Raw genomic sequence first — 18,478 nt, forward strand, 5'->3', positions numbered from 1 at the left:
CCCGGTCCTCCCAAGGTGTTCGCCCGAACGTTGAGCGACTGTCCGCCCGTGGGGCCCAAGTCCAATTGTTGGCCATTGAAAAGGTTAAACAGGTCGGTGTCCGTACTGGCATCGACCAAGGTAAAACTTACCACCCCTTCACTATTTACTCCAGTCCCCGTGAGTTCGATACTAGCTGTATTTGCACTTCCATAGACTATGTTCAACGTTGCGTTTATACCGGAGGCACTACCATTTAAAGATATGGTTATGGTATGGGTTTCATCTGGGCCGATAAAAGCGTTGGCAAGAATTCCCGTACTTATATCAAAGTTTGAAGCATTGGTACCCGTGATTTCCACGGAGCGAACAAATATACCAACGTTTCCACCTACTACGGACAAATCTATGTCAAGGGTTTCGTCATCTCCAAAAGAAACGTTCTCCAGAACCTGCAATGTACTAGCCTGACTAGCTGTTCCAACAGGGGCATCTATTCCCAAAAATTCCATGTTTTTTTGGTTTCCTCCTCCTCGACTCGGAGCCCCGGCCAAAATATGGATTCCAGGTCCCGAGACAATAGCCTGTGTGCCATGACGTTCATAGTTCATATCTGGCAATCGCTTCCATACACCTGCAAGTGGATCGTATTCTTCGGTCACCTTAAGGGCATCATCGGTCAAAACACCATAAACCACTTCATCTTCCACTTCTCCTCCAATGACCACTAGTTTATCGTTGAAGTTTACCGCAGCAGCACCCCCTCTTGGTGTTGGAATATTTTGCTCACTGGGTAAGGTAATCCAGGTTTCGGTTGTAAAGTCATAAACATCGACTTCTGCTATAGTTGGTGCCCAAACCCCTTCAGCTCCACCAGAGAGTCTTCCCCCTGCTGCATATAGCTTGTCACCAATTACTACAGCTGAAAAGTGGTCCCGAGGCCTTGGGGCATCAGTGAGGGTTGTCCAGGTACCCGTTGATGGATCATAAACATCAAACCATGGTACATACCCTCCATCATGGCCGTCGGTATTTCCACCAACTACGTAGAACTTATCTTGATAGACCACCAATCCGGCCGACCCCCTACGTCTATTTTGAGGTATTTGCGGACCTTGTATCCATTCTTGATGGGCAGGATCGAACATCCATATAAATTCTGCGGGAATTTCATTGGGAAATGCATTGGTCTGAAATGAACCGATTACCCAAATAAGGCCTTTGTACGCTGTGGCCTGAAAGTGATTGAATTGAAATGGGGCAGAGTTAGACAATGATGACCAAGTATTGGTTGCATAATCATAAATATCGATGGTCTGTGCACTTTCACGACCTCCCATTAAGTAGAATTTATCACCGGCCTGCACAAATGAATTTTCATGTCGTGCAGTATAATCAAGGTTCTCATTCTTATCGGTCCAAAAATACTCGCCGTCAATATCCCATTGAAAACTTACTGTCGTTGCGTCTTCTGTGACATCATCAGTATCATCTATCGTTACCGAAACGGTATAAGGACTTCCCTCTGCGGCATCTGCTGCAATGGTCCCACCTATTTGTCCATTTGTAGGTTCAATAAAGATTCCGGGAGGCAACCCTTGCGCCATGTAGGAAAGGTTACCGTCGCCTCCAACGGCATCGACAATCAAGCTGCCATTTAGCTGCTCTCCTTGACTGCTGATCTGATCTGGAATATCGAACACATAAATTGGGGTATTAGTATCCGAAACATCCAAAATCTCAATTCCATTAATCAAGGGGTTTTGGATGGCATCGTGCAAAAATTCAATGGTAATGGCTCCATCCGACACTTTCACAATGTGGCTTATCATACCTCCCGTTGCATGTCCAAAGGCCTCCGAAAGATCAATATCGGTCAAAAGTGGCAAATCAATTCCTTCGATACGTACATCGAAAATACGCTCTCCCGGCTGGGATGTTCCCGAATAGCCGTTGCCCATATAAAGTCGTATTTCATAATTTCCGTTTTTGGAGACGGGAAAAGAATAGGCCATGTTAGGAGCACCGCTTACCTCATCAAAACGTTCTGTATCAAATATTTCAAAGGGTGTACTGTTCGCATCAACCGTGTTATCCAGACTCGTTATTGTGCCATTGTAGGTGTTATTGGACGCTGGTTCTATCAAAAAAAGTGAATTAGTGGGGGCCTGATCTGCAGCCCAAACCATATCATTGTCGATGGATGCTATTTCTGGTCCTCCGGTGTTGACACGGTATAGTACAATACTTTCCTCAACAGTCTTTACCAAAAAGGACGTTTCCACATATAAAGACTCGTTATCGGTAGCCCGAATGGTAATTGTGCTTTCTTGCGACGTATCTGGAAATACGATTGTCAACATGTTGGATACTATAGTTGCATCTATGCCGGGATTGGTATTGTTCGCAACGGTATAAGTTAAATTTTCGACACCTTGATTATCATCAAAAACGGTATCTAAATCTATGGTTTCATCTAAAGAGCCGATGATTCTTTCCAAATCGGAAATTTGCTTTACTATGGTCGGAGAACTTCCACTAATATTTAGAAAGTCCCAACTACCCTCTAACTCCACACCTGAAGTGTTGGAAGTACCTATAAGTCCAAGGGCCAAATCGGAACCCTGGTTTTGAATGGCTTGCAAAATAGTTCCCTGAGCAGTCAAACTACCTATCTCAACGGGTGTTGCCCCATCAATTTGATATTCAAAAGTAATTTCCCCAGTTGAAGGGTCTACCATAAAATGGAACAACATTCCCGTTTCAGGGCGATCTGCTATAGAAATGGGTGTGATTATGGGCGCACTGGGCAAATCGTTTATTTCCTGCTGTATGACAAAACCATTCGTATTGACTATGAATTTGATATAATTGGATTGTGTTCCATCCCCAATAAAAAATCCAAGCTCACCATCGGTAGCTGCTGTAGTACCGTATAAACGGGAAGATCCTGTAAACCCGACCATACCGCCTGTTATGCGGAATTTCCCCGTAGTAACATCAACTTGTGCACCATATTGAAGTCCCTTTTCTTGTGTGTTGGTTGTTCCCAAAGCGGTCCCCGATGTCATATGCATGGTCACAATTCCGGGGGCACCTCCCATGACATCATTAGGATTGGGGTCGTTGGGGTCATCACGCCTATCGGTAAAATTCAGCCAGTTTCCATTACCAGCTCCATTATTCATAAATCCAGTAAAACCCAAGCCAAGATAACCCCCCAAGCCTTGCTGGTAATTAAAGAAGTCGTTGGAAACGGGTAATGTGAAGGCATCGCTTCCGTTTGTGGCCGGGTCACCCAATTGGAAAGGATCATCCACATCTGGAACACCATCGGAATCATCATCGGGATCGTTCAAGTCGGATATTAACGTTCCCCCTTGAAGACTATCAAAATCGGAAGGTTGCGACCCCCCATTACAAATATCGGTACCATTATCTATTTCATCTTGATTGGTATAACCGTCAAAATCATTATCGGCCAATGGATCGTACCCTGGGTTTCCAGGTAATACACATTCCACAAAATCCAAAGGTTCAAATACTTGAATGTTACCGCTCAGATCTCCTGTCCAAATAGTCCCTGGAAAAATCTCGTCATCGTCAGTGGTCTCAATTGCCAAAACATAACCCTCGGTACCTGATAAAAAGCTTTGGTTCAAGCTTTCCAATTGTCCGTCAGCCGTCAGTTGAACCCTTCTTATGTTACCACTGCTTGCGGTTGCGAGCAAATCTCCCTGCATGGCACCATTAAAATTGGAGGCCTGGTACTCGGCTATTCCATTTGTATTCGTACTCCAAACAGTAATTTCACCATCTAGAGGACCATCTGGGTTGTCCTCGTCGGGTCCACGCCAATCCCCTTCAACACTATTAGCCAATTCAACGGGAACGGGAGGCCAATCTGCGGGAAGCGCTACATTTGGATTGCTCGTATATCCTAGGCCTGGTGAACTAGGGTCGTACGTTTCTGTCCTAAAGACAGCCCCTATATTTCCATCGCCGGGGGCCGTATATAAACCTGCTCCAGAAGGGTTCGCTCGTACCGGATTGGGGTGGCCACCGTAATATTCCCAAAATGTGTAGGTGGACAAATCTGTGGTCACCAGTTGCAAGTGGTCTTTATTGTTGATATGCTCCCCTCCTGAATAGGATTGGCTACCTGGTTCATTGGGATCATAATCATTATTTACGTTAGCTGTACCTTCATTAACAGGAAAACCTCCCCAACCTCCATTAGCACCATTATCGGTCACATAAAGTGCTCCCGATTTGGTAACTACAAGATCATAGGCATTTCTGTAGCCTGGTGACAAGATTTGGACTGGCCCATTGGGAACCACTTTAGCCTGGTTGAGACCATCATTACCGCCCCAGGGGTCATTGACATCTATGCCATCATACCCAGGAACATCCGGATCGGTAATACCATTTGCATTTGGCCGCGTGGGATCATCTAACGTGGGCAGATCGTAGATAAATTGTCGGCCATTGTCCAATTGCACTGGCATAGCGTTTATGGCCTCAAGGTCTATGGCTAAAATAGCTGCTGAAAGTGCATACTCTGTAGAAAACACAAAATTAACAGAAGGGCCTCCTCCATTGGTGTGCCCTCCTTGCGCAACCAATAAGTATTCCTTACCTCCTATTGTTGCTAAATCCAGGCCATTCGTCGCATGATTCTCTTCTGACCTTGGCAGCCCCCTCACAATATCAACAATATCCCATTCCGTACCTGTCCAACTGAACCTGGTAATGACCCCTGAATTGGTATCCAGGTCAACATCCCCATTACCACCTCCAGAACCAGCGCCAATTCGAACATCACTGGAAGAAACATAGAAAACAGGATTCTGTGCAGTACCGGTTACCACGATGCCAATAGTTTCCCGTGTATGGCATTGGGAGTAACTTCCACTGCAGGGTGTTCCATCATCGTCATGATTGGTAATGCCTTGAATATCATCCAACACCTCCACATTGAGCACATCATAATCATTGGTTCCGTTTCGCTCAATGGTAAAAATATTGACCTTGCCATGTAACGAGGTCACATAAAGGCGGTTATCCTGTCCGAACATCATTCCGGTAACTCCTCCACTTAAATTTTGATTTCCGTTGTAATTGAGCAAGTTTTGTGAGAAACTGACCTGGGCCGAAACTGAAGAAGAATAAATAATCAATAAAAATAGGCAGAGGAGTCCCACAAGCCTATTCACTGTGGAGTAGTTTTCTTTCATTTTGGTGTTGGTTTGGTTAAAGAAGTGTATTGCGTTATGCGGAGAGAAATACTCCCCAACTATTCTGATTAATAATGTCCAATCTGAACTACATTTGGGGAACGTTACGAATATAATTCACAGCTTTTAAGCTGCATGAATGGTCGGTGGTAATTAGACTAACTACCATTAAAATCGATAAACTTCAATTTGAAGCATGACCCTTACAATCAACTCATTATGATTTGTAAAGATATTCGTGTTAAAGGACTTGAAAAACTAGTTTAAGAAGGATTAGATAATTATGGGAAAAATATACAGGGAAAATACAACCAACCAGCATGAAGAGCATAAACCCCAGCCTAAACGGACTGTTGGTTCAGGTAATTGGGATTGTTACCTATAGGTATGGTAAGGTTTTCATTCGCACTAGTCTTCTGTTCGGTGTGAATTTTAGGGTCCTGAATCTTTTGATTTTTATTGATCAAAACGCCATTTTCGTTAACATTGATCAAGGTCAACTGATATTTTATTGATTCAGAACTATTAGCTACCAAATTGACCAAATACACGGTTTCATTATTGTTTAAAATTTTATCAATAAATTCCATGTACTGGTCATCATCATTTTTGAGTAAATCTTCGTGTATATACCACGAAGTAAATTTGGACATATATTTATCGCTGAAACGTTTTACAAAGTGTTCACTATTCAAAACCAAGAACTGGTTGTTCTCTCCATTACGTTCCTCGAGGAGAGAAATCATGGACTTCAATTTCTTTACCTCCAAGGTATTATTATAGACCAACACCGCGGAATCCTTTATATGTTTTGAAGCTCTAAATGTAAAGTACTTGTATAAGTACCTGGAAAGAGCCAAAGCAGTAAAACTTACGATACTGTGCACAATAATAATGGACAGCGGAACCATAAGGTCCTGTTCCATAAATAATTTGCCATTAACCACCACAAGTACAATGGTTAATATATTAGCCAGACAGATGGCATTGAAAATACTGTAGACTTCACGTACAGTGCTGTACTTTACATAACCTTTATAAATACCTATGAATAGAAATATCAAAGAAGTAAGGGCAACAATAATTGGTAATTGAATCAACATTCCATGGCTCCATATATCTGGCAGAATAAGAGAGCACAGAAAGTAAGAAAGTACAAAAGATACACTGGTCAACAGGATATCGATTATAAAAACTAACCTTACGGGGAACATTTTATTGATGCGAAGATTGTTCTTGGTCATAACAAAATGAATGATGGTTTTATCCAAATTTAAAACTAAAAAACCCTCATTAGGAACTCTCGGATTTGTTTTCGTCAAACGTCAAAAAAATCGGGTGTCCGTATATTAATCTGAAATAATGAGCGTTTGTTTATTAGAATTTAGCTCAGTGATTGTGTGAAAAAACATAATTGTTGAGCTCCAATTTGGTCAAAAAACATGAGCACAAAACCGCTATTGAATACACTAGAAAGAAAGTCTATACTGTTTATAGGTGATTTAATACTTATAGGAATCTCCCTTAGGAACTTCGTTATAAGAGCTGTGGACTATCAAAATGAGGACCCACTGTTCTATCAAATTGCGATTGTTAGTATCGGCGTACTCAATTATTTCTTGTTGGCATATATTTTTGAAACCTATAATTTGGAAAAGGTTCCCAAGTCAGTCACCTATTCGATCATACGAATCTTTACCATTACTTTTTTGTTCACTATATCCATTGTGGGCATTACCACATTTTTCTTTGCTTTTGCCTATTGGCAGGTGTATTTATTGGTGTTCATCATATTTTGCCCTATTCAATTGTCCCTATGGCGATTGCTTTTCAACTACGTTTTCAAATTTGTTCCCACGGTAAAAAAGGCACTTTATATTTATGATGAGACCACAAAGCACTCACTACAAAAAAACCTAGATAATATTAATGGTAACGAGGAAAATGAGACTTACTACAAAGTTGTATCCACATATTTGAACTCTGATGATGGTAATCCAATCAATGAAAACAAATTATTGGAAAAGAACATTGATTCGTGCATCATAAACACCAGAAGCTACAACCATTTCTCCAAGCAGATGGAGAACATGCTGGTAAACTCCCTATTGTCGGGTAAAGAAGTGCTAACCTATACTTCCTTTTACGAAAGTACCTACGAGGCCCTTCCTATCGACTCTCATAACGATAGTCTATATGAGATTCTGCAGTTGAGCAATAATAAAATCCATTACATTCAGGGCATAACCAACTTTTCATTCAATATTCTGTTAACTTTCATATCTGGTTTAGCTTTCTTACTGTCCATTCCATTTGTTTTCTTATTGAACATCTTTTTTAACCCAGGGCCGCTATTCTACACCCAATTACGGGTTGGTAAACACGGAAAAGAGTACAAGGTATTTAAGTTTAGATCCATGGTGGTGGATGCCGAAAAGAAAGGGGCAAAAATGGCCACCAAAAATGATGCGCGAGTTACGAAATTCGGCAAAGTATTGCGAAAATTCCGCGTTGATGAATTGCCTCAGGTATGGTCCATTATTCGAGGGGACATGTCTTTTATAGGACCAAGACCGGAAAGAAAGGTATTTGTTGATAAATTGAACGAAGTAACCCCATTTTACAATGTAAGGCATTTAGTAAAGCCTGGTATTTCAGGTTGGGCTCAAGTGAAATATAAATATGGTGAAAATTTGGAAGACTCTATACGAAAACTAGAGTATGATCTGTATTATATTAAAAACAAATCTGTTGTTCTAGATTTACGAATCATTTTCAAGACGCTCTCAACTATACTATTCTCTAGAGGCGTATAGGAGTGTTCAGTACATTAAAAAACACAACCACTAACAAATACAGTTTCTATCTACTGATTCCCCCTTGGTTATAGATAAGAGCAAAATCTTATACGTAAATCATATTACAACAACCTAGTTAAGTTAACAAGAGTATTTGTCACAATAAAAAAGGCTTCCTTAAAGGAAGCCTTTTCGCTATATGAAAGGTTTTCTTATTATACTTTCTAATTGGATACCAGAAACTTAATTCCTATGGGATCCCCATCACTTAACTCAAGAGTAACATAATACAATCCACTTCTCAAATTAAAGACAGGAACTCTGTAAGCATCCAAACTGTTGTCATACGTTTGGCCCGGGTCGAATGTACCTACAAGTCTACCCATTGAATCATGCAAGTGTATCGTAGTTACCACTATACTCTCTGGCAATTCACTCATTTGAATACTTACCGTTTCATCTGTAATGGGGACCGGATTCGGAGCTATTATTGCCGTAGCATCAGTTTCTGATTCAGACTCTATCACTTCAATTTCCACTGTGGCTGTATCCGTCAAACCTTCCCCGTCTGTAACTGTAAGCTCTGCGGTATAATTACCTGCTTCGCTATATGTATGAACCGGGTTAGCATCTGAGGAGGATGTTCCATCTCCAAAATCCCATGCGTATGCAACCACGGCAACATCGTCCGAAGAGTCACTTCCTGTAAAAGTAACCTCCAAGGGTGCGTTACCACTTTCAGGTGTTGCAGAAACAACCGTCTCTGGGGCCTGGTTTCCACCTTCTTCGGTTACCTGGATGGTTATCGTGGCAGTATCCGTCAAACCTTCTCCATCAGTTACAGTCAACGATGCCGTAAAAGTGTCAGGTGTAGTATATGTGTGTTTCGGGTTGGTTTCAGTTGATGAATTGCCATCCCCAAAATCCCATTCATAACTCACTATCGCAACATCATCAAGTGAATTTCCTCCCATAAAGCTTACCTCTAGTGGAGCATTACCATTTTCTGGAGTTGCTGTAACAATAGCCTCTGGGGCCTGGTTTCCAACTGCTTCAGTCACCACAATCTGTATGGTAACCGAATCTGATAATCCAGCCTCGTCTGTAACAGTCAATGTGGCATCATAAGTTCCAGCATTCTCAAAGGTAAGAACTGGGTTCATTTGAACCGAAGTCCTACCATCACTAAATTCCCAGAAATAAGAATCAATACCCACATCGTCAGAAGAACCACCGGCGTTAAAAATAACGGGGAGTGGCGCCTTACCTTCTGTTGGGTTGGCTGTAGCAACTGCTTCTGGAGCTTGATTTCCTCCAACTTGAGTCACTTGAATCAATACTGATACCGTAGCGGTAGCTCCTTCATTATCCGTTACTGTAAGTTCAGCATTATAGTTGCCCGGATCGGTATAGGTATGGACTGGATCTGCCTCTGTAGACGTAGCTCCATCACCAAAATCCCATGCATACGAATCAACTGCAATGTTGTCCGTAGAACCACTTCCGGTAAATGAAACCTCCAAAGGTGCTTCACCATTGTCGGGAGTGGCGGCAATAACCGCAATAGGGTCTTGATTTGTTACGGTAATCGTAATCGTATCGGTTCCCGTTAAACCACCTCCGTCTGTCACGGTAAGGACAACATCATAAACGCCCGTTGTATTAAAGATATAAGTAGGGTTCGATTCTGTAGATGTGCCTCCATCACCAAAGTCCCAAGCATAGGAAATAATACCTATGTCGTCCGAAGAGCCTGCACTCATAAATTCTACTTGTAAAGGTGCTGGTCCAGATTCTTGAGAAGCCATAGCTACAGCTGTAGGAGCTTCATTCGGTTGGTTTACCGTAATGGTCAACTCGGCTGTATCGGTCAGTCCTTCAATATCTGTTACGGTCAATACCGCCGTATAAATACCTGGTGTGGTGTAAGAATGTGTTGGGTTTTGTTCGGTAGCAGTGTTACTATCCCCAAAATCCCATGCATAACTTTCAATTTGTATATCATCGGTTGAGCCACTGCCGTCAAAGATAACTTCCAAGGTTGCTTCGCCTTCTGTAATATCGGCAGAGGCTACGGCTGTTGGCGCTACCCCGGTTCCGGTTACATCAATGGTAATAGTGTTGGTGTCAGAACCTCCATCAGCATCTTCCACTGTCAGGTCCACTACGTAAGTTCCTATTTCTGTAAATTCATAGGTTGGGTCTGCCTGGCTGGATGTTGTGCCGGTACCATCGTTAAAACTCCATAAATAACTGGTCACTCCAGCATCGTCCAAGGAATTACTTCCCGTAAAATTAACCGTTAATGGAACAACACCACTAACAACATCAGCTTCTGGGACTGCTATCAACTCACCGGATACACCTATGTACCATAAGAAATCAACTGTTTCATTGCCTGCAGGGTCGCCATTATCCGTTACATTGACCGATACACTGTATGGGCTATCCACAGCTGCTCCAGGGTTTTGAGTTCCCTCTCCTTGCTGTGATTCAGGTCCATCCAAAGTATCAATGGGCTCACCTGTACCAACTAAATCGATATGTGCCAGTGCAAATCTATCCAACTTATGCCCTTCAGAACGCTCCGAGGTTTGAATGGTATACGTCCCCGTACTTGGAAAATAGACATAAACAGGAAAACCATTGCTATCAATTGTTTGTCCATCCCATTTGTTACCTCCAGAACCTGACCTATATAATTTGAAAAAGCCATTGACCCCTGGATTCAAACTTCCATAATCAGGTCTCCCTTCCGCGTTTCCTGCTGGATAATATATGGTCTTACTGGAGACACCGCCACCAAGAATGTTTTCGAATTCTGTAGTACTGGTCAAACTACCTCCTTGCACCGTGAAAAAATGCACATCGGGAGTATTGTCTATTTTAAACCAAATATCATTTTTATCAGTAGAACTACCCCCACTATAATCTGATTTCATATGAAAGCGATAAACTCCTGGATTATCAATTTGGAATTCATACGAAACCGTTTGTCCATTAGTATTACCAAAATGATCGGTAGTTGATAATAAATAAGTGGTTTCAGATTCTGTCAAAATATCAAAACCTCCCGCGGTATCATTGAAATCTGTTTCCGCTTCAATGATCAAAAGTCCACCATCTTCTTGGAAAACATTACTTCCATCACTTACAAAACCATCATCAATAGTACCGGAAATAATTCCCGTATTTTCATCAATATTCAAGTTTGGAGGTAGTCCTGTAGCACTATATGTTGTAACATTCGGACTGGTAGCCTCAATCTGGAGTGAAACGGCGTCTCCTTCATAATTATACTGGTCGCCCGGATTGGTAACCCCAAACGCAGCGTCCGGATTATTGGTAAGGGCTATACTTGCCGTACCCGAATTTCCATAGTTGATGGTCAGGATTGCGGTCCTATCTGGCCCTGTTCCCGATAAGGCCACACTTACTGTTCTGGTGTCATTTGGATGAAGAATTGCATTCTCCAATTCTCCTGAAGTGATACTGAAGTCGGCTGCATCGGCACCTGTAATTTCCATCGACTTCACGAACACGCCTACATTACCATCTATTAAGGAAAGGTCAATATCCACTGTCTCTCCATCGTTGATGACCACGGTACTCGGGACGGACAATGTACTTGCAACGCTTGGTGTACCCACGGGATTATCCTCTCCTAAATACTCCATGTTCTTTTGGTTTCCTCCGCCCCTACTTGGAGCTCCGGCCAAAATATGCACCCCGGGACCTGAAACAATAGCCTGAGTCCCGTGTCTTTCATAATTCATATCGGGCAATCGTTTCCATGAAGAAGTGACCGGGTCGTATTCCTCCGTTACTTTCAATGCATCGTCTGTAAGTACTCCATAGACTTCTTCATCTTGTACTTCTCCACCGATGACGACAAGCTTATTATTGAAGTTTACCGCAGATGCCCCACCTCTTGTTGTTGGGATATTCTGTCCAGCAGGGAGCGTACTCCATGTTCCTGCCGTGAAATCATATACATCCACTTGTGGTATGGTAGGCTTCCATGTAGTCTCGCCTCCAGATTGCCTACCCGCAGCCACATACAGTTTATCAGCTATAACAACGGCCGCAAAGTGATCCCTTGCTATGGGAGCATCCGCAAGGGGAGTCCATATTCCCGTTGCCGGATCGTATTCGTCAAACCACTGTACATACCCACCGTTATGGCCAATTGTATTACCTCCTACAATATAAAATTTATCATTATATACTACCAATCCTGTAGAACCGCGCCTTCTGCTTTCCGGAATTTCTGGTCCCTGAATCCATTCTTGGCTTTCAGGATCAAACATCCAGATATAGTCGGCAGGAACCTCATTAGGGAAGTTGTTTGTGTTAAATGCTCCGATTATCCAAATGAGTCCATTGTATTCGGTTGCTTGGAAGTGATTGAATTCAAAAGGAGCCGAATCCACCAAGGAAGTCCATGTATCACTGGTATAATCGTAAATATCAATGGTCTTGGCGTTTTCACGACCTCCCATAAGATAAAATTTATCTCCAGCCTGTACCAAGGAATTTTCATGCCTTGCGGTATAATTTTCATTCTCATTTTTATCGTTCCACAGGTACTGTGAATCGATAGTCCATGTAAATACTTGACTTGATGGTGCGGATAAAGGTTTCATGGCTGTTACCACAACCGTATGAACACCATCATTACTAGGACCTCCGCTTGCAGCGGCAACTGTCACATTTCCTGTGATTTCTCCAGTTGAAGGGTTAATTGAAACCCCATCTGGATGACCGGACATATAGTAAACAACATCCTCATTAGGGTCTCCCCCTGTTGCCGAGGCGGTTATATTAACACTGTTGGTAATTTCATTAATCTTATCCGAAATACTTGCCAATGTCAACGTTGGATTATTGGAATCCACTTTAAATATCTCGATTCCATTGACAGATGGATTTTCCATTGGACCATGGTTAAACAAAATGTTCAACTCGCCGTCAGTCACTTCCACTGGATAGGATAACATACCCGCCACTTCATGACCAAAACGATCGATTACATCAAAATCGCTTTCCACTGATACCCCTTCAATTAATATATCGAATATCCGATCGCCTATCTGATTCGCTCCATCATATGCATTGGCCAAATACAAGTTGACAACGTAATCCCCATTGTCAAGGTCAAGGGTATATTCCATTTCAGGTGCACTGGATGGGTCATAGCGGTCTTCTTGAAAAAGAGCTGCAAAAGTTGAGTTGTCCATATAAGCAGGTATGGAACTGTCTCTATTCTCAAATATTGTTCCTTCAAAATCGGTAATACTTCCTGTGTTAACCGAATAGTTACCACCAGTTTGAGCTCCATTTGTGGAATTATCCTCCCATTTTGGACCAATATCGGTGGGGCTCACTTGATTTCCCCCCGCATTAATTCGAATGGCAAAAGTTTCGGTTATGATCCAAGTGAAATCCACTGAAACCGCATCACTGGTCAACCCATCACTATCATCCACGGTTATGGTAACATTATAAGGACTTCCCGTTGCTGCTGTTTCGCTTATTGTTCCTCCTATTTGTCCATTGGTTGGTTCAATGACCAATCCTGGTGGCAAGCCTGTAGCTGAATATTGTCTATTTCCATCACCTCCAAAAGCTGACACTGCCAAATTCCCATTAAGTTGCTCCCCTTCATTTCCTATCTGATCAGCAATTGGATTCACATATATTGGGGTATCATTCTCAAAAGCATCAAGGATTTCTATGGCGTTGATCAATGGGTTTTCTGCAGCACCGTGAAAAAAGCTTATATTAATGGTTCCATCAGTTACTTTTAAAGTATGGGTAATTACCGTTCCTGTTTGGTGCCCGTATGTGTCGGAAAGGTCAACATCATTCAAAAGTGGTAAAATGGTTCCCTCTATACCCACATCAAAAACTCGTTCCCCAGGTTCCGAAGTTCCTGAATAACTATTTCCCATATATAGTCGAACCTCATAGTTTCCCGGTTCGGCCACTGGAAAAGCATACGTTAAATTCGGTAATCCGGAAATATTATCAAAACGTTCTGTGGCGTATATTTCCATAGGTGTCGTTGTTTGGTTCACCGAACCATCCACTGGCATTGTAGAAGATTCATAAACCCGGTCGTTCCCTGGGTCCAACAGATAGGGCGAACTATTCAACAACTCATCTGCTCCCCAAACCATACCGCCATCTATAGCAGCCAGTTCAGGACCACCGGCGTTTACCCTATATAAGACTACGGGAGCATCACTTACGGTCACGTTAAAAGTGTCCTCCACAAAATACCCATCATTGTCTGTTGCTCTAATGGTAATATCCGAAATCGCAGTTACTGAGGGAAATGATAGGGTCAGTTCATTTCCGTTTAGTGCCGTACTTACATTGGTGTCGGAATTGTTTTCTACAGAATAAGTAAGATTCGCATCCCCATAGTCATCTGCAAAAAAGTTATCCAAATCAATGATTTCATCTGCAGAATCCACCATCCTTGTAATATTTGGAATCTCTTGGGACAGGGTTGGCTCTTCACCCACTACATTAAGAAAGTCCCATGTACCTTCCAATTCCACACCAGGTGTGCCAGAAGTACCAATAAAACCAACCGCTAAATCCTGTGTGGATTGTTGGATGGCATCAAGAATACTTCCTTGTGCTGTAATAGTACCAGCATTTATTCGGCCTCCCCCATCTAACTCATATTGCAAAGTAACCTCACCATTGGATGGGTCGACCATAAAATAAAATCTGATTTCACTACTTGGGCGATCAGCTTCCGCTATGGTGATATTGATAGGTGGCTGTGGCACATCATTGATTTCCTGAAGTGCCGTGATTCCATCGGTGGTAACCACCATTTTTATAAAATTACTTTGCGTTCCATCCCCTATAAAATGCCCCAACTCACCTCCAACTGCTGCTGTGTTTCCATAAATACGCAAAGGGCCTTCTAAGTTTATTAAATTTCCTATTGCTGTAAATACTCCGGTATTTTGATCGACCTGAACGCCATATTGATACCCTTTTTCTTGTGTATTTGTGATCCCGTTTGCGGTACCCGAGGTCATATGGGATGTCATAAGCCCTGGAGCTCCTCCTAATACATCATTGGGGTTAGGATCATTTAGATTATCTCTTCTATCCAACCAATTCAAATAATTGGGGTTGGGATCTCCATTGTTCATAAGCCCAGTTAGGCCCAAACCAAATATTCCCCCCAAACCTTGTTGATCATTAAAAAGGTCATTGTTTATAGGAATAGTAAAGGCATCACTACCCCCGACTTCAGGGTCTCCTAACTGAAAAGGGTCATTTTCATCCAAAATTCCATCATTATCGTCATCGTCGTCATTAAGGTCTGAAACAAATGGTGCTCCAGCTGACTTATCGAAATCTGCAGGTTGGGAACCTCCGTTACAAGGATCTGTTCCATTATCCAATTCATCTTGATTGGTGTATCCATCATTGTCGAAATCAGCTAAAGGATTACCAGCGGGATCATCACATTCAATAAAATCCTGTGGTTCAAAAACTATAATTTTCCCTCCAAGTGTACCGGCCCAAATTGTTCCAGGAAATATTTCAAAGTCTCCATTACAACTAATTCCCAAAGGGTTTCCTCCCAATCCTTCAGCAAACTTTGGAGTAAAATTTTCCAGTGTACCATCGGCATTTAACTCTACCCTCCGTAAAACTTGAGTGTTTACCCCAGCAATTAAATCACCTTGCATGGCTCCACCAAAGTTAGTCGCTGTATATTCATCAATTCCATTGGTATTCGTACCCCATACTACGATTGGGGCATCATCATCCCCATCAGGGTTAACCAAACCAGGTCCTCTCCAATCTCCCTCCACACTATTTGCGGTTTGTACTGGAGGCCAGTTGGCAGGTAGAGCAATATCGGGATTTGAGGTTGATCCAGGCGTTGAACCGTCCGGGTCATATACTTCTGTACGAAATACAGCTCCATCAGTTCCGTTTTGGTTTGGCGCCGTATATAACCCAGCTCCTGTAGGATTTGCCCTTATTGGATTAGGATGTCCTCCATAAAAACTTCCAAAAATATAAGACTGAAGATCGGTAGTAATCAATTCTAAATGATCTTCATTGTTAATATATTCCCCGTCAGCTGTTGGGGATTGGCTACCAGGCTCTAATGGATCGTAGGCGTTGGTTACATTGGGCGTACCCTCATTAACTGGGAATCCACCCCATCCTTGATTAGCTCCATTATCGGTAACATACAAAGCCCCACTTTCAGTTACCACAATATCGTAGGCATTCCTAAACCCAGGTGATAGAATTTGGACCGGACCACCGGACACAACCATGGCTTGATTCAACCCATCGTTACCCCCAAATGGGTCGTTGACATCCACTCCATCATAAGCCGGGTCATCAGGATCTTCAATGCCATTGACATTGGCTCTGGTTGGATCGTCCAAAGTGGGAAGGTCATAAATATACTTGCGACCAGTTAAATCGGTTTGTTCGGGCAAAGCATTTATGGCATCCAGATCAATGGACAAAATAGCTCCGGAAAGTGCATATTCGTTGGTGTACACAAAGTTTTCAGAAGGACTTCCCCCATTAGTATGCCCTCCCTGGGCCACAATTAAATATTCTTTTCCACCAATGGTAGTTACCTCCAAGCCATTTGTGGCATGGTTTTCTTCGGATCGTGGCAAACCTCTTACCAAATCCACGACATCCCACGAACTACCGTTCCAAGTAAATCTGGTAATTATCCCTGAGTTGGTATCCAAATCCACATCTCCGTTTCCTCCGCCGCTACCGGCACCAATCCGAAAATCACTTGAAGATACATAGATAACTGGATTAGAAGCAGTACCCGCTATTGTAAGGCCTGTTGTCTCCCTATTGGAACAATCGGACCCAGATTCACTACAAGGGGTTCCATCATCATCATGATTAACTATGTTCTTTACCCCTGATAGTGACTCAACCCCAGTTACGCTATAATTGGTTGAGCTGATTCTTTCGACGTCATAAATCAAAATAGTGCCGGGATATTCCGCAACATATAGCCTTCCATCCGGGCCATACATCAAAGACGTAACCCCAGAAGGAGCATTCCCGTTAAAATTCAACTCACTCTGATCAAAATTGATCTGTGCTTGAGCATCAAAATAAAAAGCACTGGATAAAAATAGGAGGGTTCCAATAGAAACCCTAAGTACATAGGAAAAGTAATTTTTTTTCATGGTATTGGTATCGTTCATAGCAAAAGGCCAGAATTCTTTCTAACACTCAAAAATAATAGATTAGCCCCCCCCCCTTCAATATGATGGTTTTTATTCGATTAAACTGAATGCTTTATCGTTCAATGACCAAGTCCCTTTTGGAAAAACAGGTTCCCTTTATTTGGACAAAAAACAAATAGAAGGAATGGGCGGTTGGTCATCCTTGAGTATGTAAAAAACACTAGGCAGAATGTAAATGGCAAATCTTTATTTTGCGTTGCAATACGCTAAATCTGCTTGGAATAAATATTACGTCAGGTTATTGAAAAGGTTTCTGGTACCCTATTGGATTTTATCCAGAATTCTTTCTATTACCTTTGAATCCTTGTTCATCGAAAACTTTCTACTGAACAGGGCTTTGGAAGCCATAAGCTCATCAAACTCAGCATTGGTCCATGTATAGGGCTTTCCTCGATCCCAATCAATCAATCGTGCATAACTCATGGATGAGGAGTGACTATCTTTAAATTCAGAGTTCATCAAAAGTGTCTGCATAAATACCTCATCATTGAAAAATCCATTATCAAAGTTTTCTGCAATGAACTTCTCCTTTTCTACAATATACTTCGCAAAATCGTTGGTAATGCTGAACCAAGCCTGTCCCCAATAAAAATCTTTTATATCCATCCTTCTTTTTCTATTGATGAACAAACATGCTTGCAAAGCTGCAAAGGGATAACGTAGAGAACGCGACCACTTTCTGGGAAGTCTTTTGTTAATATTGATAAAGTGATAGTATTTAAAACGACTGGCAATTTTCCAAGTAGTTACCTTAGTAACCGACAGGAATTGTTGTCCGTGATTCTCCTTAAAGAAATCGTGTATATAATCTTGACTCTTTATAGGAAGGTCCACTCCGGAAATCAAGTGGTAATATGCATAATTTCCTTTAATTGCAGCCTTCAATAATCGCAGCTCACAATCTATTTGGCTGTACCCTGACCAATAAATCGGCTTTCTTTCAATAAAGAAAACATTGGAAAAACTGCATTTCTTTTTTATCTCCTCCTCTGTAATGGCATTGAATTTTTCATCTAGATGGATATATATATCATTTCTTTTATCATCCAACACTTTAATAAGCTTACACAACAGTTCTGGTTCGTTATGGGCCATAACCAAATATGCATGTTTCGTATTTTCCATTACAAACTGATTGTGATTTGAAGTTTTGATTTCCTATAAAAATTAGATAGCA

5 protein-coding genes are annotated in these 18,478 nt (G+C 42.0%); 1 reads left to right on the top strand and 4 read right to left on the bottom strand.

What is annotated here, in order from left to right:
- Together PY092_RS14670 and PY092_RS14675 are read right to left on the bottom strand one after the other, a co-directional pair.
- Positions 1-5,219, bottom strand: a 5,219-nt coding sequence (locus PY092_RS14670) for a Kelch repeat-containing protein (protein WP_275616559.1), incomplete at its 3' end; no start/stop codon positions are given.
- Between the two features lie 341 nt (positions 5,220-5,560).
- Complete coding sequence (locus tag PY092_RS14675; protein ID WP_275616560.1) at positions 5,561-6,463, bottom strand: hypothetical protein; 903 nt, start codon at positions 6,461-6,463, stop codon at positions 5,561-5,563.
- Between the two features lie 198 nt (positions 6,464-6,661).
- Here PY092_RS14675 and PY092_RS14680 point away from each other — a divergent pair, with 198 nt between their 5' ends.
- A complete protein-coding gene (locus PY092_RS14680) occupies positions 6,662-8,035 on the top strand; it encodes a sugar transferase (RefSeq protein ID WP_275616561.1) in 1,374 nt (457 codons plus the stop codon).
- A 206-nt stretch (positions 8,036-8,241) separates the two neighbouring features.
- Here PY092_RS14680 and PY092_RS14685 read toward each other — a convergent pair whose 3' ends face one another.
- Both PY092_RS14685 and PY092_RS14690 read right to left on the bottom strand, forming a co-directional pair.
- Positions 8,242-17,241: a PKD domain-containing protein gene (locus PY092_RS14685; protein ID WP_275616562.1), complete on the bottom strand. Its 9,000-nt coding sequence runs from the start codon at positions 17,239-17,241 to the stop codon at positions 8,242-8,244.
- 321 nt (positions 17,242-17,562) lie between these two features.
- Positions 17,563-18,426: a beta-1,6-N-acetylglucosaminyltransferase gene (locus PY092_RS14690; RefSeq protein WP_275616563.1), complete on the bottom strand. Its 864-nt coding sequence runs from the start codon at positions 18,424-18,426 to the stop codon at positions 17,563-17,565.
- Between the last annotated feature and the right edge of the window lie 52 nt (positions 18,427-18,478).

The sequence above is a fragment of the Flagellimonas yonaguniensis genome, assembly GCF_029193885.1.
Classification (GTDB): Bacteria; Bacteroidota; Bacteroidia; order Flavobacteriales; family Flavobacteriaceae; genus Flagellimonas; species Flagellimonas yonaguniensis.

Bases quoted from the DNA above. Each gene is read 5' to 3' on its own strand.
- PY092_RS14680 (WP_275616561.1), top strand. From the start codon at position 6,662: ATGAGCACAAAACCGCTATTGAATACACTAGAAAGAAAGTCTATACTG.
- PY092_RS14690 (WP_275616563.1), bottom strand. From the start codon at position 18,426: ATGGAAAATACGAAACATGCATATTTGGTTATGGCCCATAACGAACCA.
- PY092_RS14675 (WP_275616560.1), bottom strand. From the start codon at position 6,463: ATGACCAAGAACAATCTTCGCATCAATAAAATGTTCCCCGTAAGGTTA.
- PY092_RS14685 (WP_275616562.1), bottom strand. From the start codon at position 17,241: ATGAAAAAAAATTACTTTTCCTATGTACTTAGGGTTTCTATTGGAACC.